Source organism: Cellulosimicrobium sp. SJTW-1 (genome assembly GCF_047716875.1).
GTDB classification, from domain to species: Bacteria; Actinomycetota; Actinomycetes; order Actinomycetales; family Cellulomonadaceae; genus Cellulosimicrobium; species Cellulosimicrobium funkei.
On the sequence record NZ_CP136680.1, the window covers coordinates 1,539,590 to 1,558,321 of the forward strand.

Sequence of the window (18,732 nt, forward strand, 5' to 3'; positions counted from 1 at the left end):
CGATCCCGGGACGCGGAGGGTCGATCCCCTGGAACATAGGGTGGTCCCCGTGCACCTCGCCGCCGACGACCTCGCCTTCGCCTACCCCGGACGCCCCGTCCTCGACGGGGTCGGGCTGCGCGTCGCCGCGGGGACGCGGCTCGGGGTCGTGGGGGAGAACGGCACGGGCAAGTCGACGCTCCTGCACGTGCTCTCCGGCGACCTCGCACCCGCCCGCGGGGAGGTGCGCCGCGCGGGCTCGCTCGCGCTCGTCGAGCAGGAGCTCGCCATCGCGCAGGGCCAGACGGTCGGCACGCTCGTCGCCGCGACGCTGAGCGGGCTGCGGGCGGTCGCCGCCGAGCTCGAGGCGGCGGCCCGGGACTTCGACCACGAGGCGGGCGACCTCGCCGAGCTCACGGAGATCCTCGCCCGCGCCGAGCACCTCGCCGTGTGGGACGCGGACCGCCGGGTCGACGTCGCGCTCTCGCGCCTCGGTGCGTGCCGCGACCGGGACCGCGAGCTCGCGACCCTGTCCGTCGGCGAGCGCTACCGCGTGCGGCTCGCGTGCCGGCTCGCCGAGCGCGCCGACCTGCTCCTCCTCGACGAGCCGACGAACCACCTCGACACCGGCGGGATCGACTTCCTCACCGGCGAGCTCGTCGCGTGGCGGGGCGGCGTGGTGATGGTCACGCACGACCGGCAGCTGCTCGACGACGTCGCGACCGAGATCCTCGACCTCGACCCGGCGATGGACGGGAAGCCGGTGCTCTACGGGCAGCCGGGGTACCTCTCCTACCGGTTCGCGAAGAACCAGGCGCTGCACCGGTGGCGGCAGCGGTTCCGGGCGGAGCAGAAGCGTGCGGAGAAGCTCGCCGCGGTGCTCGACGCGTCGTACGAAGGGCTGTCCGACGAGTGGCGCCCGCCCAAGGGCAGCCAGAAGCACCGCCGCGCGACGCGCGCCCGGATCCACGTCAAGGCCGCGGACCGGCGCCTCCAGCAGCTCGAGGCCGAGGCCGTCGAGGTGCCCGTGCCGCCGCTCCAGCTCGTGTTCCCCGAGCTCCCCGCGATGTCGCCCGGTTGGGAGCCGGGCGACCCGGTGCTCGAGCTGCGCAGCCCGCGCGTCGGGCCCGACGGCGGCGCGCGCCTCGACCTGCCCGGGACGCGGGTCGCGCTCCCGCCCAGCGGGCGGCTCCTCGTCACCGGCCCGAACGGGAGCGGCAAGTCGACGTTCCTCGCGGCGCTCGCGGGCCTCGTCGCCCTGGACCGGGGCACGCGGTCCGTGGTCGACGGCGCGCGGCTGGGCGTCGTCGCGCAGGAGGGCCCGGCGCTGCCCCCGGAGGCGGAGGACCGCACCGGGTTCGACGAGTACGCGCGCGAGGCGCTCGACCTGCTCGACGCGGGCCGCCTCGACCCGGAGCACCTCGTCCCCGTCGCGTTCCTGGGCCTGCTCACGGAGGAGGACCTGGAGCGGCCGCTGCGCGAGCTGTCCGCGGGGCAGCGGCGACGGTTCGACCTCGCTCGCGCGCTCCTCGCGGCGCCGCACGTGCTGGTGCTCGACGAGCCGACCAACCACCTGTCGATCGACCTCGTCGACGAGCTCACCCAGGCGCTGCGCGTCACGCCCGCGGCGGTCGTCGTGGCGACGCACGACCGCCGCATGCGCGAGGACCTCGACGACTGGCCCCGGCTCGAGCTCGGCTGACGCGCCGCGCCGCGCCGTCGCCGACGGCGGAGGCGTGGGCGTGGGCGACCGGAGGCTCAGCGGCCCTCGGCCGGGCTCCCCGCGGGGACGAGCACCTTGCCCAGCGCGCGACCCCACGCGCGCGCCCGGTCGAGCTCGCCGTCGTCCAGGGGTCCCTCGACGTCGCCGACGTAGAACGACGCGGACGGGACGACGAGCCGGAACCCCGCGCGACGCATCGCCCTGGCGGCGCCGCGGGCCGCCGAGCCCGGGAGCGAGCGGACCTTCGTCGCGCGCGTGTCGAACGTCGCGGCGAGCCGCTCCTCGTCCTGCGGCGGGAGGGACTCCACCCACTCGCGCAGCCCGGTCGCCCGGTCGGAGACCGGGCCCGTCGCGCGCTGCACCGCCTCGGCGCGGGTCGCGGGGCGGGTCATGCCCAGGGCGTGCGTCGGGCCGCCGGCGACCACCAGCTGCACGTGGCGCAGGGCGTCCGGGTGGGCAGCCGGGTCGGTCACGTCGACGACCTCGACGCGCACCGTCTCGCACAGCCCTTCCGCGATGGCCTGCGCGACGCGCTCGCTGTTGCCGTACATCGACTCGTAGACCACTGCGGCGTCCATCGCGCTCACCCCTTCGTCGACCGCCCGTCCGGACCGGACGGGTCCCCTCCCTCCAGCGTCCGGCTCCGAGGGCGCGGCGCCCAGGGCCGACGGGAACGAGCGTGCGGGCCCTTGGTCCCGGGGTGCCCGGCCGGGGCGAGGGTCAGGGCGCGGGGCGCAGGCGGGAGTCGACGACGCGCACGAGCCACGCGAGGGCGAGGAAGACGACCGCCACGACGCCCGTGTTGACGAGCGCCCGGCCGAGGCCGAGCTCGCCCACGTCGAGGAACGGGTAGGGGTACCAGCCCACGACGGCGCCCCGGACGAACGTGTACGCGATCCACGCGAGCGGATACGCGACGGACCACCAGACCGTCGCGGTGTCGACCCGCGGGCGCGGGCCCACGAGTCCCCACGCGGCCACCGCGAGCAGCGGTGCGACGAGGTGCAGCAGGAGGTTCGAGACCTGGCCGGCGCTCGTCAGGTCCTGCAGACCGCGCAGCACCGTGTTGTAGACGATCCCGGTCACCGCGATGCACAGCAGCGCGTCGAGGCGCGCGACGCGGAAGACGGTCCCGTCGCGCGCGGGTCGCGCCGCGAGCAGGACGGAGACGACCCCGACGAGCAGGTTCGACTGGATCGTGAAGTAGGAGAACAGGCGCACGAGGCGCTCGGCCTGGCTCGGGGCCGTGCCGGGACCGTCGACGAGCGCGATCGCGACCTCCAGGACGACGCCCGTGAGCGTCGCGACGGCGACGAGCGCGTGCAGGGTGCGGGCCACGACGTGCCGGCCCGCGTCGGCCCGGACGCGCGGCGCGTCGGTCACGGCAGGCGGCCGACGTACGCCATCGCCTGGCGCAGCAGCACCCCCTGGCCGCCGCGCATCTCGAGCTGGACCTCGTCGCTGCACGCCTGCTCGGGCGTGAGCCACGCGAGCTCGAGGGCGTTCTGCTGCGGCCGGCAGTCGCCCGTCACCGGCACGACGTACGCGAGCGAGACCGCGTGCTGGCGGGGGTCGTGGTAGGACGTGATGCCCGGCGTCGGGAAGTACTCGGCGACCGTGAAGGGCTGCGGGGACGCGGGCACCTGCGGCAGCGCGACCGGGCCGAGGTCCTTCTCGATGTGGCGCAGCAGCGCGTCGCGGATGCGCTCGTGGAACATGACCCGCCCGGAGACGAGGGCCCGCGTCATCATGCCCTCGGGCGTCACGCGCAGCAGGAGGCCGACCGCGACGACGTCGCCCGAGTCGTCGACCCGGACGGGGACGGCGTCGACGTAGACGAGCGGGAGCTGGGCGCGTGCGACCGCGATCTCCTCGGCGCTGAGCCAGCCCGCGGGGCGCGGGTTGTCGTGGGAGAAGTCGTCGGGCGGGAAGTCGGCGGTGTCGGTCACGCGACTGTTCTACCCCGAGCGGTGCGGCGGGGCGAGTCCGCCCCGGGCGCCGCGGCCCGGGCGTACGGCCGTCACGCCGTGCCGGGCGCCTCGGCGTGCGGCTCGGAGACGCGCGCCACGATCTCGACGAGCGCCTGCTCCGCGACCGGTGCGGGCAGCACTTCCATGAGGGCCATGAGCGGGGCGAGGCGGTCCGGCAGGACCGACGTGCGCGGGCTCGGGTCGTCGTCGCCCTCGGGCCCGCCGTCGTCCGCGGCGAGCACCCCGACGAGCGCGCCCCACATCTCGTCGGCGGTGGGGGCGCCGGCCCCCGGTGCGAACGCCCCGGCGAGCGCGGCGAGCACCCCGCTCACGTCGGGGCGCCCGGCGCCGCGGACGGCGTCGGCGCCCGCGCCGAGCGCGGCGACGAGGCCGTCGATACCGGCCTCGGTGACGGGCGTGACCGTGAGGTGGGTCGTGTGCGGGAGGCGCGTGCCCTCGTCCTGCACGAGCCCCGGCTGCGGCTGGAGCACCCACCCGAGGGACCGGACGGCGTCGGCCCACAGGTGCGGGTCGACGCGCCGCTCGGGCGGCACGGACTCGTCGGTCGCCACGGCGACGAGCGGTCCGGTGGGGCGACCGACGACGCGGAGCCCGTCGATCGCGTCCACCGCCGCGCGCAGGGCGTGGGTCGCGCGCACGCACCGCGCGGTGAGGGCCGTGTACCCCGCGGTGCCGAGGGCCTGGCTCACGGCCCACGCGGCGGCGAGCGGCGCGGCGGAGCGCGACCCGGACAAGGTGGGGTTGACGACCGGGTAGCCCGGCCAGCCCGTCGTCGCGAAGAACTGCCGGCGCTGGCGGTCGCGCCCGCGCACGAGCAGGACGGACGCGCCCTTGGGCGCGTAGCCGTACTTGTGCACGTCCGCGGAGATGCTCGTCACCCCCGGTACGGAGAAGTCGAACGGCGGCACCTCCTCGCCCCCCGCCGCGGCCCAGAACGGCAGCACCCAGCCGCCGACGCACGCGTCCACGTGCACGGGCACGCCGCGCGCCGCGGCGGCCTCGGCGACCTCGGCGACCGGGTCGACGACGCCGTGCGGGTACGACGGCGCGGACACGACGACGAGCGCGGCGTCGTCGGCGTCGAGCGCCGCGACGAGGTCGGCGGCGGCGGGCGTCCCCGTCGCCGGGTCGACGGGGACGAGCGTGAGGTTCACGTCGAGGTGCTGCGCGGCCTTGCGGAACGCGGCGTGCACGCTCACGGGGGCCACGACGCGGGGGCGCACGTCCGGGTGCGCGGCGCGGAACGCCTCGCGCGCGATCTTCACCGCGAGCAGGCAGCTCTCCGTCCCGCCGGACGTCACCGAGCCCACGACGGCGTCGGGCCCGTCGGCCGGCCCGTGCAGCATCGTGCGTGCGAACCCGAGGAGCTCGCCCTCCATGACGGCGACCGACGTGAACGTCGTGGGGTCGAGCCCGTTGACCGGCTGGACGGCGCGCGCGGCGGCGGCGGCGAGCTCGTCGAGCTCGGCGAGACCGGGGTCGTAGACGTAGGACAGGACGCGTCCGCCGTGCGTCGGGGCGTCGGCCGCGCGGAGCGCGGCGAGCCGGTCGAGGATCCCGTCGGTGCGCAGCGGCACCGCGTCGGCGGGCCGCGGCAGGGCGCCGGGGGCGGTCGATCCCGTGTCAGTCACGGGCTCGGTCGGTCGGGGCGTGGTCACGCGGCAGCTCCGGTGCTGTGTCGTCGATGTCCCCCCTGCGCAGACCGTATCGCACGAGCGGGACGAGGCTCAGCAGGACGAGCGCGGCGGGCACGACCGAGAAGGAGAGCGCGATCCCGTCCACCGCGGCGGGCGGCTGGGCGACCGTCTCGCCCGCCCGCGTGGACACGTACCCGGTGATCCCGAGGACGAGCGAGAGCACCGCGGCACCGAGCGCCATGCCCGTCGTCTCGCCCGCCGTCCACACGCCGCCGAAGGCGCCGCCGCGGCCCTCGCCGTGCGTCCGCGCGTCGTGCGCGATGGCGTCGGGGAGCATCGCGAGCGGCAGCGCCTGCATGCCCGCGTACGCGACGCCGGCGAGCGCGGTGGGGACGTAGACCCACGCACCGGGTGCCCACACGAGCGGGACCATCCCGAGCGCGGCGACCGCGAAGAGCACGGTCGCGACGACGAACCCGCGCTCCTTGCCGTCGCGGCGCGCGAGCCGGGTCCACAGCGGCATGCAGAGCAGCGCGGGCGCGACGAGCGCCGCGAAGAGGTAGCTGACGGCCGCCTCGTCGCGCAGCACGTACCGCGCGACGTACGCCGCCCCGGCGAGCATGAGTCCCGTCGCGACGGCCTGGAGCACGAACGCGGCGAGCAGCGTGCGGAACGGGCGCGAGCGGCGCAGGGCGTCGACCGCCTCGCGCACGGCGAGGGTCCAGGCGCGCGACGCCGAGGCCGGCGCCGTCGAGCCCGTGGCGGTGCCGGGTGAGGCGGTGGTCGCTCCGGCCGAGGCCGTGGTCGTGCCGGCCGGGGGAGCGGGCGTGCCGGCGCCGCGGGGTGCACGCGGCGCGACCCGCGCGGCGACGAGCATCCCGGCACCGATGACGACGCCCGACACGACGCCCATGACGAGGTACCCCGTCGTCGAGTCCCCGCCTCCGCGCAGCGCCGGTCCGCCCGCCCCGAACAGGAGGATCGCGAACGCGAGCGTCGCGACGCGCCACGCGAGCAGTCGGGTGCGGCCGTCGTACGTGGGGTCGAGCTCCGCGGGCAGCGCGATGTACGGCACCTGGAACAGCGAGAACGCCGTCGCGGCGAGCAGGAACGCGACGAGCACCCAGATCGCGGCGGCGGTCGGCCCGGCGGCCGCGGGGACGGCGAACGTCAGCGCGAAGAGGACGGGCAGCGTGAGGGCGCCCAGGGTCATGAAGCGACGGCGCGACCCGGTGCGGGCCAGGTCGCGGTCCGACCCGTAGCCGATGAACGGGTCGACGACGACGTCCCACACCTTGGCGCCCGTGACGATGAGCCCGGCGACCGCCGCAGGTACCGCGAGCGCGTCGGTGAGGTACACGAGCAGGACCAGGCCGGGCAGGGTGCCGAACCCGCCGGTGCCGACGGACCCGGCGGCGTAGCCCGCGATCGTGGTGCGCGAGAGCCGGTGCGCGGTGGTGTCGTGCGTCACAGGGGCAGCGTAGAGGGTGCGCGGGCCGGGCCTGCGCGGTCGTGCGCGGGGAATACTCCGGGCAAGGTGTGTGCTCTACGTAGCAGACCCCCAAGCCCCCAGGAGGAACATCCATGGCCACGCAGACGCTCACCGAGTCCACGTTCGAGCAGACGATCAAGGAGAACGACATCGTCCTGGTCGACTTCTGGGCCGACTGGTGCGGACCGTGCAAGATGTTCGCGCCCGTCTTCGAGGCGTCGTCGGAGGAGAACCCGGACGTCGTGCACGGCAAGATCGACACGGAGGCCGAGCGCGGCCTGGCCGCCGCCGCCAACATCACGTCGATCCCGACGCTCATGGCGTTCCGCGAGGGCATCCTCGTGTTCTCCCAGCCCGGCGCGCTCCCGGCCCCGGCGCTCAAGCAGGTCGTCGACGCCGTGAAGGGCCTCGACATGGAGGACGTGCGTCGTCAGATCGCCGCGGCGAGCGACGGCTCCCCAGCGCAGGACGCCTGAGCCTGCACGACACCACGACGGCCCGGCACCTCGGAGGGTGCCGGGCCGTCGTCGTGTCGTGGGCCGTCTCGCGCGCGGGCGCTGCGTAGCAGGTGTGGAGCCGGTGCCCGTACCGGCAGGGGGCAAGTGGTGCGGGCACCGGCTCTGCCACCACGGTAGACACCGAACTGGACGGTCGTCCAGGTCGGGTGCGGGTGAATCCGGGAAGTGCTGCCGTGCCGTCACGACGGGGACTCCGGCAGGGTCGGGGAGGGTGCGCGAGGCGGGACTCGAACCCGCACGTCCGAGGACACCAGGACCTAAACCTGGCGCGGCTGCCAGTTACGCCACTCGCGCGCGGTGGTCAGTCTACGGCGGGCGGTGCGGCCCCGGCGGCCGGTGCGCGTCGCTCGACGCGCACCGGGCCCGGACCGCACCGCCCGGGTGCGCTACTTGGGGTCGATGCCGAGGTCGCGGCGGAGCTTCGCGACGTGGCCCGTGGCCTTGACGTTGTACTGCGCGAGCTCGACCTTGCCCTCCGGGTCGACGACGACCGTCGAGCGGATGACGCCCACGACCGTCTTGCCGTAGAGCTTCTTCTCGCCCCACGCGCCGTACGCCTCGAGGACGGACCTGTCCTCGTCCGACACGAGCGGGAAGGTCAGGTGCTCGGCCTCGACGAACGCGGCGATCTTGTCGACCGGGTCGGGGGAGACGCCGACGACCGAGTACCCCGCGCCCTGGAGCGAGGCGAGGTTGTCGCGGAAGTCGCACGCCTCCGTCGTGCAGCCGGGCGTGCCGGCGGCGGGGTAGAAGTAGACGACGACGTGCTTGCCGCGCAGGTCGGAGAGCGTGACGGTGCTGCCGTCGGCGGCGGGCAGGGAGAAGTCGGGAGCGGTGTCGCCGACGGTGAGGCGCGTGGACATGGATCTCCTTCGGTCCGGCCAAGGTGTGGTTCGAGCGTAGGTGAGGGTGGGCGGCACCGGTAGCGTTGTCGCTGTGAGCAAGACGACGTCCGCCCCCGCCACCGCCTCGTCCCGCCCGTCGCCGTCCCGGTCGGCCGCCCGCGACCTCCCGATCCGGATGCTGCACGACCGCCTGCTCGTGGACCCGGAGGTCGACGCGAGCGAGCGGCAGAGCTCGGCGGGGCTCGTCATCCCCGCGACGGCCGTGGGCCCGAAGCGGCTGGCGTGGGCCGTCGTCGTCGCGGCCGGTGAGCACGTGCGACAGGTCGCGGTGGGGGACCGCGTGCTGTTCGACCCGGACGAGCGCGCCGAGGTCGAGCTCGGCGGCAAGGACCTCGTGCTGCTGCGCGAGCGTGACGTGCACGCCGTCTCGCAGGAGGTCGAGGAGGACGGCCCGACGGGGCTGTACCTCTAGCCGAGGCCGCCGCGCGGGCTCGCCGGGCCGTGTCGCCGACGTCACACGAGGGCGGGCGGAACGGATTTTCCCGGCGCGCCCGCGGCTGCTAGTGTTTTCTCTCGCGCGCCATTAGCTCAATTGGCAGAGCAGCTGACTCTTAATCAGCGGGTTCGGGGTTCGAGTCCCTGATGGCGCACCACCACCGATCGGGCCGTCCGCATGCGGGCGGCCCGAGCCGTGCCGGTCGAGAGCCGGCGCGGCGGGCGGGCCCGGTCTCCTCGCGGAGATCGGCGGTCCTGGCCGCTGGTAGTGTTCCCTCTCGCGCGCCATTAGCTCAATTGGCAGAGCAGCTGACTCTTAATCAGCGGGTTCGGGGTTCGAGTCCCTGATGGCGCACCCTTCCTGACCAGGCCGTCCACCTCCGGGTGGGCGGCCTTCGTCGTCCGCCGCCCGGGCGATCCGCCCTTCCGCTCCACCCGTGCCGGTCGCCCGCCGCAACCGTCGCCGTCCGTTTCGCCGGAGTTCGCCCGGCACCGACCTCGCGTTCACCCCCGCCGGGAAGGGTCCGGTGCGGGCGTCGTCGCCGCTCGGCAGCGTCGCCCGTCGACCCGTTCGCCACGGAAGGGAACCACGATGGACACGTCCGTGCCCACGCACAGGACTTCGGGACGCACCGAGAGACGCACCGAGAGACGCACCCAGAGACGGACCGACGGCGGGGCGCGGCGCCGCGCCGCGGTCGCCGGGGCGCTCGGGGCGGTGCTGGTCGCCGGCCTGCTCGCGCCCGGCGCCGCCGCCGCGACCGCCCCGGGAGCCTCCCCGACCCTCGACCGGACGACCGCCCGGTCCACCGGGGCCGCCCCGGAGACGCGGCCGGTGCTGAGCCCGACGACCGGCACGTTCCTCGACGGCACGGTGCGCGTCGCGGCCGACCCCGTCCGCGCGGGCGACGCCGTCACGGCGCTCGCGGTCGACGGCACCGCCCTCGACGCCTCCGCGACGCCCGCGACGGCGCGCCTGCTGTTCGACGTCGGCAGCAACTCGATCGAGAAGCGGTACGGCAGCCACGTGCTCGTCAACGGCGAGCGCCTCGAGCTCGACCGGGACATGGTGTCCGAGCGCGTCGCGCTCGACGTGCCCGCGCAGTGGCTCGTGCCGGGCGAGAACCGGGTGCGGTTCGTCGTCGGGGCGGTCACGACGTCGTGCGGGACGAACTACGACGACTACGACCTCACGGACGTCTCGCTCGAGCTCCTGGGCGAGACGGCCGACGGCTCCGCCAACAGCTTCTCCTACGCGTTCGGCGACGGCTCGTGCGGCACGAACACGTCGCGCGTCCTCTCGGCGGACCTCACGTTCGACCTCGACCAGGACCCGGCCGCCACGACCGGCCTCGCCGCGGAGCTCGACACCACGACGCTCGAGAACGGCGCCCACACGCTCACCGCGACGACCGCGTCGGGCGCGACCGCGACGAGCGCGGTCACCGTGAACAACGGCGCCCCGGGGGCGCCCGTGATCCTCCCTGCGGACGGCGCGCTGCTGCACGGCCCGCAGACCGTGCTCGCCACGCCGCCCGCCGGGGGCGACGCTCCCGCCGGCATCGAGCTGGACGGCGCCCCGCTGACCACCGTCGCGACGCTCGGCACCGGCTCCTCCCGGTTCGTCTTCACCGTGGGCTCGAACTCGATCGAGGCCCGCTACACCAACCACCTGCTCGTCAACGGGCAGCGCATCGACCTCGTGGACCGCGACTACGTGAGCGAGACGGTGCGGATCGACGTCCCGAACGCCTTCCTGTCCCCGGGCCGCAACGTCGTGCGGTTCGTCACGGGCACGTACCCGACGGCGTGCGGCGACAACCGCGACGACTTCGCGATCTCCGGGATCGCGCTCGACGTGACCGACGGCACGGCGACCGGCGTGGGCATCGCGCCGTCGTACTCGATGGGCGACGGCGACTGCGGCACGAGCACGACGAAGCCGCGCGAGGTCGACCTCGCGTTCGACGTGACGCGCGACGCCGACGCGCCCGCGACCGGCCTGCGGGCCGACGTCGACACGACGACGCTCGCCGACGGCGAGCACACGATCACGTCGGCGACCGCCGCGGGTGCGGCCGCGCGCCGGACGGTGACCACCGACAACACCGGTCCGGCGATCGTGTCCAGCACGCCGGCGGCGGGGGCGGAGCTCGCGAGCGCGACGAGCCTCGCGGTCGAGCTCGCGGACGCGTCCGGCGTCCTGTCCGGCCCCGACGTCACGCTCGACGGCGAGCCGCTCGAGCTCGGCGCGCCCGTCGGCCCGGGGCTCGCCCCGGGTGCGCACACGCTCGTCGTCACCGCGACCGACGTGCTCGGGAACGTGAGCACGCACGAGATCGCGTTCACGAGCCTCGGCGTGCCCGACGTCCCGACCGACCTCGCGCCCGCGCACGGCACGCGCGACGTCGCGGGGAGCGTCGACCTGTCCGCGCGCGTCGCGGCGCCCGGCGGCGGCGACGTCACCGCGACGTTCTCCCGCGCCGACGTCACCGCCCCCGCGCTCGTCGCGCAGGGCGAGTCGGCCGAGGTCCCGACGACGCTCCCGGTCGAGGGCGAGCAGCCCGCCGCGGCGGACGCGCTCGCCCCGGGCGACGACCTGACGCTCGACTCGCCCCAGAGCCGCGACGTCACCTACCAGCGCTTCGAGCTGCCCGCCGAGGGCTCGACCGCCGGCCAGGTCGTGCGCTGGGAGGGCGTCGTCGACCCGCAGCGGCTCGCCACGCTGCACGTGTGGGACGGGGAGCGGTGGGAGCCGCTCGCGTCCGCGCGCGGCGCGGTCGAGGGCACGACGTCGCTGAGCACCGTGCTCCGCGACGGCGCCGCCACCGACGGGACCGTGCACGTCCTCGTGACGGGCACCGACCCCTTCGCGGACGACATCGCGGCGGGTGGGTCGCGCGACGAGACCGACTTCGCGCCCCGCGAGGACTACGACTTCTCCCTGGTCCACCTCACCGACACGCAGTACCTCACCGAGGGCGCGGTCGAGCAGGAGACGGCCGAGGAGCGCGCGGTGTGGGCGCAGGCCTACACGGACCTCACGCAGTGGGTCGTGGACAACGCCGAGGCGCGCGGGATCGCGTACGTGGGCCACACGGGCGACGTGAACGAGAACTACACGCGCCTGCCGGCCGACGACGCGATGGCCGCCCAGATCCGGGGCGAGTACGCGTTCTCCTCGTCCGCGCAGCAGATCCTCGACGACGCGAACATCCCGAACGGGGTCCTCGCCGGCAACCACGACAACCTCACGGGCCAGGACAACGGGCCCGGAGCGCTGTTCAACGAGTTCTACGGCCCCGAGCGCTACGAGGCCCTGTCCGCGGGGTGGGAGAACGCCTCCTACGGCGGCCCGTGGCGCGAGGGCGACAACCAGAACCACTACGACCTGTTCAGCGCGGGCGGGCTCGACTTCGTCGCCGTCTACCTGTCGTACGGCGTGACGGACGAGGAGGCCGCGTGGGCGGACGGCGTCCTCAAGCAGTTCCCCGACCGCAACGCGGTCGTGCTCACGCACGACTACCTCGTGCCGAGCACGAACCCCGACGGCCGGGACTCCGAGATCTCGACGCCCGACGGCCGCCTCGTGCACGCCAAGGTCGTCGAGCCCAACCCGAACGTCTTCCTCGTCCTCGCGGGGCACCGGCACGGCGTGGGCATCAACGTGCGCCAGGACGTCGGCACGCCGGGCAGCGGCGTCGTCGAGCTGCTCGCCGACTACCAGTTCTACGAGGTCACGGCCGAGGAGGCGGGCCTTACCGAGATCGGCGGCTACGCGCCCGACGAGGGCCTGCGGCTCGGCGCGAGCTTCCTGCGCCTGCTCCAGTTCGACGTCGACCGCTCCGAGATGATCGTCGACACCTACTCGCCCTGGCTCGAGAACTTCGGCGCCACCGAGTACGACGACGAGCAGCGCTACGACGGCCGCGAGGACGACTTCACCGTGCCCGTCGACCTCACCTCGCGCGTCACTAGCCTGGCGACCGACGCCGTGTCGCTCTACGCGCCGGGCGAGGAGGTCGGCAGCGTCACGGTGCCGTCGGGCGAGGTCGCGACCGTCACGTGGGACGGGCTCGAGCCGGGCGCCGCGCACGCGTGGACCGTCACGGTCACCAGCGCGGGCGGCGGCACCGCCGTCTCGCCGGTGAGCACGTTCACCACCGCGCCCGCCGAGGACGGCCTCGTCGTCGAGACGACGGCGCGCACGCAGTGCCTCGGCGGCACGGCCTACGTCGCCGTCCGGGCCCGCAACGCGGACACCGTCCCGGTCGACGTCACGCTCAGCACGCCGTTCGGCGAGCGCACCGTCACGGGCGTGCGCCCTGGCGCGTCGGCGTACCAGGCGTTCTCCGTCCGGGCGGCCGACGTCGCGGCGGGCACCGCGCACGTCGCCGCGAGCGGGGACGGCCGGTCGTTCGCCGCCGACGTCGCGTACGACGCGCTGGCGTGCGGCTGACGTGCGCTGACCGGCCGGCGTCGCGCCCCTGACGCGGTGCCGACGGCACGACGGCGGCCCCCGGACCGGACGGTCCGGGGGCCGCTGCGTCGCCCGCCCGGTCGGGGAGCGGGACGGTCAGACGGCGGCCCACCCGCCGTCGCTGTGCAGGACGGCGCCCGAGACGTTGGCCGAGTCGTCCGACAGGAGCCACGTGATCGCCGCGGCCAGCTCCTCGGCGCTCGCGGCCGGCGGGACGGTCGTCGCCATGACCGGGCCGAGCCGCTCGCCCGCGTACTGCGAGCGGAAGGGCGCCTCGATGCTCGTCGCGACGGCCCCGGGGGCGACGACGTTCGCCCGCACGCCCCGGGGCGTGTAGAAGAACGCCGTGCTCTTCGTGAAGCCGACGATCGCGTGCTTCGACGTCGCGTACGCGGTGCCCGACGCCGACGCGCGCGAGCCCGCCTCCGACCCGACGTTGACGATCGAGCCCTTCCCCGCCTCGAGCATGAGGGGCAGGACCGCGCGCGTGAGGCGCATGACCGCGGTGACATTGACGGTCATGACGAGGTCCCACGTCGCGTCGTCGAGCTCGGCGGTCGGCAGGAAGCCGTCCATGATCCCGGCGACGTTGGCGAGGGCGTCCACCCGGCCGCCCGCGGCGGCGACCACCGCGTCGACCGTGGTCTGCGCGCTCACGTCGCCCGCCACGGTGACGAGAGCGTCCGTGCCGACGTCGGCGACGAGCTTGTCGAGGCGGTCCTCCCGGACGTCGGTGGCGACGACGCGTGCGCCCTCCGCGAGCAGCCGCTCGACCGTCGCGCGGCCGATGCCGGCGCCCGCGCCGGTGACGATCGCCGTGCGGCCCTCGAACCTGCCCGGGACGTGGTTGCTGACCATGACGGCTCCTTCCGTCCGCGCCGGCACTGCCGTCGACCGGCGTCTGCTCCCATCCCAGCGCCCGCGCGCCCGCGCGCGCGAGAGCCGATCGTCCTCACCTGGGCGCCGGTGGTCCCGAGCGTGCGGACGGGGGTAGGGTCGGCGTCGTGACGCACCCGTCCGTGACCCCCTGGTGGCCGGCCGCCTGACGGCCGGTGACCTCATCCGGCCGTGCCCCGACGACGTGGGCGGCCTCGGCGAACCCGGTGCACGCGTCGTCGGCCCAGCGGCCGTCCCCCTGAGCTGGAGCCGAGCATGACGACACCGCAGACCCCGCCGACGGCCCTGCCCGTCCGGTCCCTCGAGCCGACGGGCGCCGAGGTGCCCTCGACCGTCCCGACGCACTGGTACAACCTCGCGGCCGACCTCCCCGAGCCCGTGCCCCCGCACCTGCACCCGGGCACGCGCGAGCCCCTCACGCCCGACGACCTCGCGCCGCTGTTCCCGCTCGCGCTCGTCCAGCAGGAGGTGACGACGGAGCGCTACGTCGAGATCCCGCAGACGATCCGCGAGATCTACGCGCTGTGGCGGCCGTCGCCGCTCGTGCGCGCCCGACGCCTCGAGCGGGCGCTGGGCACGCCGGCCCGGATCTACTACAAGTACGAGGGCGTGAGCCCGGTCGGCTCGCACAAGCCGAACACCGCCGTCGCGCAGGCGTACTACAACGCGCTCGAGGGGACCACGAGGCTGACGACCGAGACGGGCGCGGGCCAGTGGGGCGCGTCGCTGTCGTTCGCGGGCGCGCTGCTCGGGCTCGACGTCGAGGTGTGGCAGGTGCGCGCGTCGTACGACGCCAAGCCGTACCGGCGCGCGCAGATGGAGGTCTACGGCGGGATCTGCCACCCGTCGCCGTCGGACCTCACGGAGGCAGGGCGCGCGATGCTCGCCGCGGACCCGGAGACGACCGGCTCGCTCGGCATGGCGATCAGCGAGGCCGTCGAGACGGCCGCGAAGGACCCCGCGGCGCACTACGCGCTGGGCAGCGTGCTCAACCACGTCATGCTGCACCAGAGCGTCATCGGCCAGGAGGCGCTCGTCCAGCTCGACGAGGCGGGCGAGGGCGCGCCGGACGTCGTGTTCGGCTGCGCGGGCGGCGGGTCGAACCTCGCGGGCCTGACGTTCCCGTTCCTCGGCCGCAACCTGCGCGAGGGCACGACGACGCGGCTCGTCGCGTGCGAGCCGGCTGCGTGCCCCTCGCTCACGCAGGGCGAGTACCGCTACGACTTCGGGGACGTCGCGGGCCTCACGCCGCTGCTCAAGATGCACACGCTCGGCAAGGACTTCGTCCCGCCCGCGATCCACGCGGGCGGCCTGCGGTACCACGGCATGTCGCCGATGGTGTCGCACGCGGTGCACCTCGGGCTGATGGACGCCGTCGCCGTCGACCAGGACGAGGCGTTCACGGCCGGGACGCTGTTCGCGCGCAGCGAGGGCATCATCCCCGCGCCGGAGTCGACGCACGCCGTGGCGGCGGCGGTCGCGCACGCGCGCGCGGCGACGGAGCCCGAGGTGATCGTCCTCGGGCTGTCGGGCAACGGGGTGCTCGACCTGCCCGCGTACGCGGCGTACGTCTGACGGGCCGGGCGCCTCGCGCGGCACGACCCCCGCGCGAGGCGCCCGTACCCTGGTGCGGTGCCCGAACCGACCCCCGAGACCCTCGACGAGCCCGTGACCGGCGCCCCCTCCGCGACCCCGGGGACCGGCGACGCCCGACCGCGCTACCGCACCCAGCCCGTGTCGTTCGTACGGCGCAGCGGCCGCCTCGCCCCGCGCCAGCAGCGCGCGTGGGACGCGTACCGCGACCGCTACGTCGTCGACGTCCCGCGCGACGTCGCGCGGACCTCGGTGGACCCGGACCACGTGCTCGACGTCGCGGCGACCTTCGGGCGCGACGCGCGCCTCGTCGTCGAGATCGGCTCGGGCCAGGGCGAGGCCGTCGTCGCCGCCGCCGAGCGCGAGCCGGGCACGGACTTCCTCGCCGTCGAGGTCTACGCGCCCGGGCTGGCCCAGACGGTCCTGCGCGCGTCGCAGCGCGACCTGACGAACGTGCGGCTCGTCCAGGCGAACGCGGCCGAGGTCCTCGCCACCACGCTGCCCGCGGGGAGCGTCGACGAGCTGTGGGTGTTCTTCCCCGACCCCTGGCACAAGTCCCGCCACCACAAGCGCCGTCTCGTGACGCCGTCGTTCGCGGTGCTCGCCGAGCGCGTCCTGCGCGCGCCGGGGGAGGGCGACGACGGCCGCACCGGCGGGACGCTGCGGCTCGCGACCGACTGGGCCGAGTACGCGGAGCAGATGCTCGAGGTGCTGGACGCCGCGCCGGGGCTGCGCAACGTGCACGGGCCGGGGAACGCCGCGCCGCGCTTCGAGGGCCGGGTGCTCACCGGGTTCGAGCGCAAGGGCGAGGCCGCGGGCCGCGTCATCACGGACCTGGAGTACGTGCGCGTCTGACCCGCGGCACGGCCTCGCGACCGGCCGCGCGCGGTCCTTGCGGACAACAGTGATCTACGGCACATTGTGCCGGGGGTGGAAGGTCGCCCCGGGCACGCAGCGTCGCGTGCGGTCGCGTCGACAGGCGACCGTCCGCGGGGTGCGGGCTCTCTGTCTGTCCACGGAATGAGCCAACGGAGGCGTCATGACCGACGTGACGGCCGCCCCCGGACCGGGGCCCGCCGAAGAGACCGACTACCAGCGGGTGCAACGCTCGCCCGAGTTCCAGGACCTGCGCCGACGCTTCCGGAGCTTCGTGTTCCCGATGACCGCGCTGTTCCTCGTGTGGTACTTCGTCTACGTGCTGCTGGCGAACTACGCGCACGACCTCATGAGCGTCCGGGTGTGGGGGAACGTCACCGTCGGGCTGCTCCTCGGGCTCGGCCAGTTCGTGTCCACGTTCGCGATCACCATGATCTACGCGCGCTGGGCCAACAAGCGCTTCGACGCCCAGGCGGACGAGCTCCGCCGGGAGATCGAGGAGGACGAGCTGTGAGCGCGCACCTCCTGGCCGCCGAGGCCACGGACGTCGGGAACCCCGTCGTCAACGTCGCGATCTTCGCCGTGTTCGTCGCGGTGACCCTCGTCATCGTGCTGCGCGCGTCCCGGCAGAACAAGTCCGCCGCGGACTACTACGCGGGCGGACGGTCGTTCACCGGGCCGCAGAACGGGACCGCCATCGCGGGCGACTACCTGTCCGCCGCGAGCTTCCTCGGGATCTGCGGCGCCATCGCGATCAACGGCTACGACGGGTTCCTCTACTCGATCGGCTTCCTCGTCGCGTGGCTGGTCGCGCTGCTGCTCGTCGCCGAGCTCCTGCGCAACACCGGCAAGTTCACGATGGCCGACGTGCTGTCCTTTCGGCTCAAGCAGCGGCCCGTGCGCATGGCGGCCGCGCTCGCGACCCTCGCCGTCGTGTTCTTCTACCTGCTCGCGCAGATGGCGGGGGCCGGCGGCCTCGTGGCGCTGCTGCTCGGCGTGGACTCCACGGCGGGCCAGAGCGTCGTCGTCGCGGTCGTCGGCGCGCTGATGATCCTCTACGTGCTGGTCGGCGGGATGAAGGGCACCACCTGGGTCCAGATCATCAAGGCCGTCCTGCTCATCGCGGGCGCCGCCGTCATGACCGTGTGGGTCCTCGCGAAGTTCGGCTTCAACCTGTCCGACCTGCTCCAGGGTGCGATCGACAAGGCGGGCCCGGGCGGCGAGGCGCTCATCGAGCCCGGCAAGCAGTACGGCGCCACCGGCACCACGAAGCTCGACTTCCTGTCGCTCGCCCTCGCGCTCGTGCTCGGCACCGCCGGCCTGCCGCACGTCCTCATGCGCTTCTACACCGTGCCCTCCGCCAAGGAGGCCCGCCGGTCGGTCGTGTGGGCGATCTGGCTCATCGGCATCTTCTACCTGTTCACCCTCGTGCTCGGGTACGGGGCGGGCGCGCTCGTGGGGCCGGAGACGATCAGCTCCGCTCCAGGGGGCGTGAACTCCGCGGCACCCCTGCTCGCGTTCGCGCTCGGCGGCGAGATCCTCCTCGGCTTCATCTCCGCCGTCGCGTTCGCGACCATCCTCGCCGTCGTCGCCGGACTCACCATCACCGCGGCGGCGAGCTTCGCGCACGACATCTACGCCAACGTCATCAAGCGCGGCGAGGTCAAGCCCGACGGCGAGGTCAAGGTCGCGCGCATCACCGTCGTCGTCATCGGGATCCTCGCGATCCTCGGCGGCATCTTCGCGCAGGGCCAGAACGTCGCGTTCCTCGTGGCGCTCGCGTTCGCCGTCGCGGCGAGCGCGAACCTCCCGACGATCCTCTACTCGCTGTTCTGGAAGCGGTTCAACACCGCGGGCGCGCTGTGGAGCATGTACGGCGGCCTGATCTCGTGCGTCGTGCTCATCGCGTTCTCTCCCGTCGTGTCCGGGAAGGTCGACCCGGTGACGGGCGCGAGCCTGTCGATGATCAAGAACACGGACATCGACTTCGCGATCTTCCCCCTGAGCAACCCCGGGATCGTGTCGATCCCGCTCGCGTTCCTCCTCGGGATCGTCGGGACGCTCCTCAGCAGGGAGAAGCCGCACCCCGAGAAGTTCGCCGAGATGGAGGTGCGCTCGCTCACCGGGGCGGGCGCCGAGAAGGCGACGGTGCACTAGCCCGACGGCGACCCCCGCGGCCCGTGCAGGACGCCCCCGGTCCCGACCG

At 74.6% G+C, this 18,732-nt stretch carries 15 protein-coding genes and 3 tRNA genes; 10 read left to right on the plus strand and 8 right to left on the minus strand.

Annotated features, from left to right (window positions below; all coding sequences use genetic code 11):
- The first annotated feature begins 49 nt into the window (after positions 1 to 49).
- The gene (locus tag RSE42_RS06980; protein ID WP_415298361.1) at positions 50 to 1,681 is read left to right on the plus strand and encodes an ABC-F family ATP-binding cassette domain-containing protein; all 1,632 of its coding nucleotides are present in this window, start codon (positions 50 to 52) and stop codon (positions 1,679 to 1,681) included.
- 56 nt (positions 1,682 to 1,737) lie between these two features.
- Here the strand turns inward: RSE42_RS06980 and RSE42_RS06985 are convergent, their stop codons facing one another.
- The 5 genes from RSE42_RS06985 to RSE42_RS07005 form a co-directional block, all read right to left on the minus strand.
- On the minus strand, positions 1,738 to 2,280 hold the full coding sequence (locus tag RSE42_RS06985) for a flavodoxin domain-containing protein (protein WP_086151454.1): 543 nt from the start codon (positions 2,278 to 2,280) through the stop codon (positions 1,738 to 1,740).
- A gap of 142 nt (positions 2,281 to 2,422) precedes the next feature.
- The gene (locus tag RSE42_RS06990) at positions 2,423 to 3,085 is read right to left on the minus strand and encodes a Pr6Pr family membrane protein (protein WP_415298363.1); all 663 of its coding nucleotides are present in this window, start codon (positions 3,083 to 3,085) and stop codon (positions 2,423 to 2,425) included.
- Positions 3,082 to 3,651, minus strand: coding sequence for an NUDIX hydrolase family protein (locus tag RSE42_RS06995; RefSeq protein ID WP_009863909.1), 570 nt, complete (start codon positions 3,649 to 3,651; stop codon positions 3,082 to 3,084). The genes RSE42_RS06990 and RSE42_RS06995 overlap by 4 nt, the downstream gene beginning before the upstream one ends.
- 71 nt (positions 3,652 to 3,722) lie before the next feature.
- Positions 3,723 to 5,324, minus strand: coding sequence for a pyridoxal phosphate-dependent decarboxylase family protein (locus tag RSE42_RS07000; RefSeq protein ID WP_415298366.1), 1,602 nt, complete (start codon positions 5,322 to 5,324; stop codon positions 3,723 to 3,725).
- Positions 5,317 to 6,801 carry an MFS transporter gene (locus tag RSE42_RS07005; protein ID WP_415298368.1) on the minus strand — a complete coding sequence of 495 codons (1,485 nt, stop codon included), beginning with the start codon at positions 6,799 to 6,801 and terminating at the stop codon, positions 5,317 to 5,319. The genes RSE42_RS07000 and RSE42_RS07005 overlap by 8 nt, the downstream gene beginning before the upstream one ends.
- Before the next feature lie 113 nt (positions 6,802 to 6,914).
- Between RSE42_RS07005 and trxA the strand changes: the two genes are divergently transcribed.
- A complete protein-coding gene (gene trxA / locus RSE42_RS07010) occupies positions 6,915 to 7,298 on the plus strand; it encodes a thioredoxin (RefSeq protein WP_021482401.1) in 384 nt (127 codons plus the stop codon).
- 254 nt (positions 7,299 to 7,552) lie between these two features.
- On the opposite strand, the gene RSE42_RS07015 is transcribed toward trxA, so the two are convergent.
- A tRNA-Leu gene (locus tag RSE42_RS07015) sits at positions 7,553 to 7,634 on the minus strand.
- Positions 7,635 to 7,726: 92 nt separating this feature from the next.
- Entirely contained in the window at positions 7,727 to 8,203 is a 477-nt protein-coding gene (bcp, locus tag RSE42_RS07020) for a thioredoxin-dependent thiol peroxidase (protein WP_021482400.1), read from the minus strand.
- Between the two features lie 73 nt (positions 8,204 to 8,276).
- Between bcp and RSE42_RS07025 the strand changes: the two genes are divergently transcribed.
- The 4 genes from RSE42_RS07025 (at position 8,277) to RSE42_RS07040 (ending at position 13,139) form a co-directional block, all read left to right on the plus strand.
- The gene (locus RSE42_RS07025; RefSeq protein ID WP_031316090.1) at positions 8,277 to 8,657 is read left to right on the plus strand and encodes a GroES family chaperonin; all 381 of its coding nucleotides are present in this window, start codon (positions 8,277 to 8,279) and stop codon (positions 8,655 to 8,657) included.
- A 105-nt stretch (positions 8,658 to 8,762) separates the two neighbouring features.
- Positions 8,763 to 8,838 (plus strand) — tRNA-Lys (locus tag RSE42_RS07030).
- A 124-nt stretch (positions 8,839 to 8,962) separates the two neighbouring features.
- A tRNA-Lys gene (locus RSE42_RS07035) sits at positions 8,963 to 9,035 on the plus strand.
- A 363-nt stretch (positions 9,036 to 9,398) separates the two neighbouring features.
- Entirely contained in the window at positions 9,399 to 13,139 is a 3,741-nt protein-coding gene (locus tag RSE42_RS07040) for a hypothetical protein (protein ID WP_415298371.1), read from the plus strand.
- Between the two features lie 117 nt (positions 13,140 to 13,256).
- Here RSE42_RS07040 and RSE42_RS07045 read toward each other — a convergent pair whose 3' ends face one another.
- Positions 13,257 to 14,018 carry an SDR family NAD(P)-dependent oxidoreductase gene (locus tag RSE42_RS07045; RefSeq protein WP_024842147.1) on the minus strand — a complete coding sequence of 254 codons (762 nt, stop codon included), beginning with the start codon at positions 14,016 to 14,018 and terminating at the stop codon, positions 13,257 to 13,259.
- Between the two features lie 294 nt (positions 14,019 to 14,312).
- On the opposite strand from RSE42_RS07045, the gene RSE42_RS07050 reads away from it, so the two are divergent.
- The 4 genes from RSE42_RS07050 to RSE42_RS07065 all read left to right on the plus strand — a co-directional run bounded on the left by RSE42_RS07050 (position 14,313) and on the right by RSE42_RS07065 (position 18,683).
- Complete coding sequence (locus tag RSE42_RS07050; protein ID WP_085388190.1) at positions 14,313 to 15,632, plus strand: TrpB-like pyridoxal phosphate-dependent enzyme; 1,320 nt, start codon at positions 14,313 to 14,315, stop codon at positions 15,630 to 15,632.
- Between the two features lie 57 nt (positions 15,633 to 15,689).
- Positions 15,690 to 16,505, plus strand: coding sequence for a tRNA (guanosine(46)-N7)-methyltransferase TrmB (trmB, locus tag RSE42_RS07055; RefSeq protein ID WP_415298373.1), 816 nt, complete (start codon positions 15,690 to 15,692; stop codon positions 16,503 to 16,505).
- Positions 16,506 to 16,689: 184 nt separating this feature from the next.
- Entirely contained in the window at positions 16,690 to 17,040 is a 351-nt protein-coding gene (locus tag RSE42_RS07060) for a DUF485 domain-containing protein (protein WP_170982087.1), read from the plus strand.
- A complete protein-coding gene (locus tag RSE42_RS07065; protein WP_021482756.1) occupies positions 17,037 to 18,683 on the plus strand; it encodes a cation acetate symporter in 1,647 nt (548 codons plus the stop codon). The genes RSE42_RS07060 and RSE42_RS07065 overlap by 4 nt, the downstream gene beginning before the upstream one ends.
- Positions 18,684 to 18,732 lie beyond the last annotated feature (49 nt).

Bases quoted from the DNA above. Each gene is read 5' to 3' on its own strand.
- RSE42_RS06985 (WP_086151454.1), bottom strand. From the start codon at position 2,280: ATGGACGCCGCAGTGGTCTACGAGTCGATGTACGGCAACAGCGAGCGC.
- trxA (WP_021482401.1), top strand. From the start codon at position 6,915: ATGGCCACGCAGACGCTCACCGAGTCCACGTTCGAGCAGACGATCAAG.
- bcp (WP_021482400.1), bottom strand. From the start codon at position 8,203: ATGTCCACGCGCCTCACCGTCGGCGACACCGCTCCCGACTTCTCCCTG.
- RSE42_RS07045 (WP_024842147.1), bottom strand. From the start codon at position 14,018: ATGGTCAGCAACCACGTCCCGGGCAGGTTCGAGGGCCGCACGGCGATC.
- RSE42_RS07050 (WP_085388190.1), top strand. From the start codon at position 14,313: ATGACGACACCGCAGACCCCGCCGACGGCCCTGCCCGTCCGGTCCCTC.
- RSE42_RS07060 (WP_170982087.1), top strand. From the start codon at position 16,690: ATGACCGACGTGACGGCCGCCCCCGGACCGGGGCCCGCCGAAGAGACC.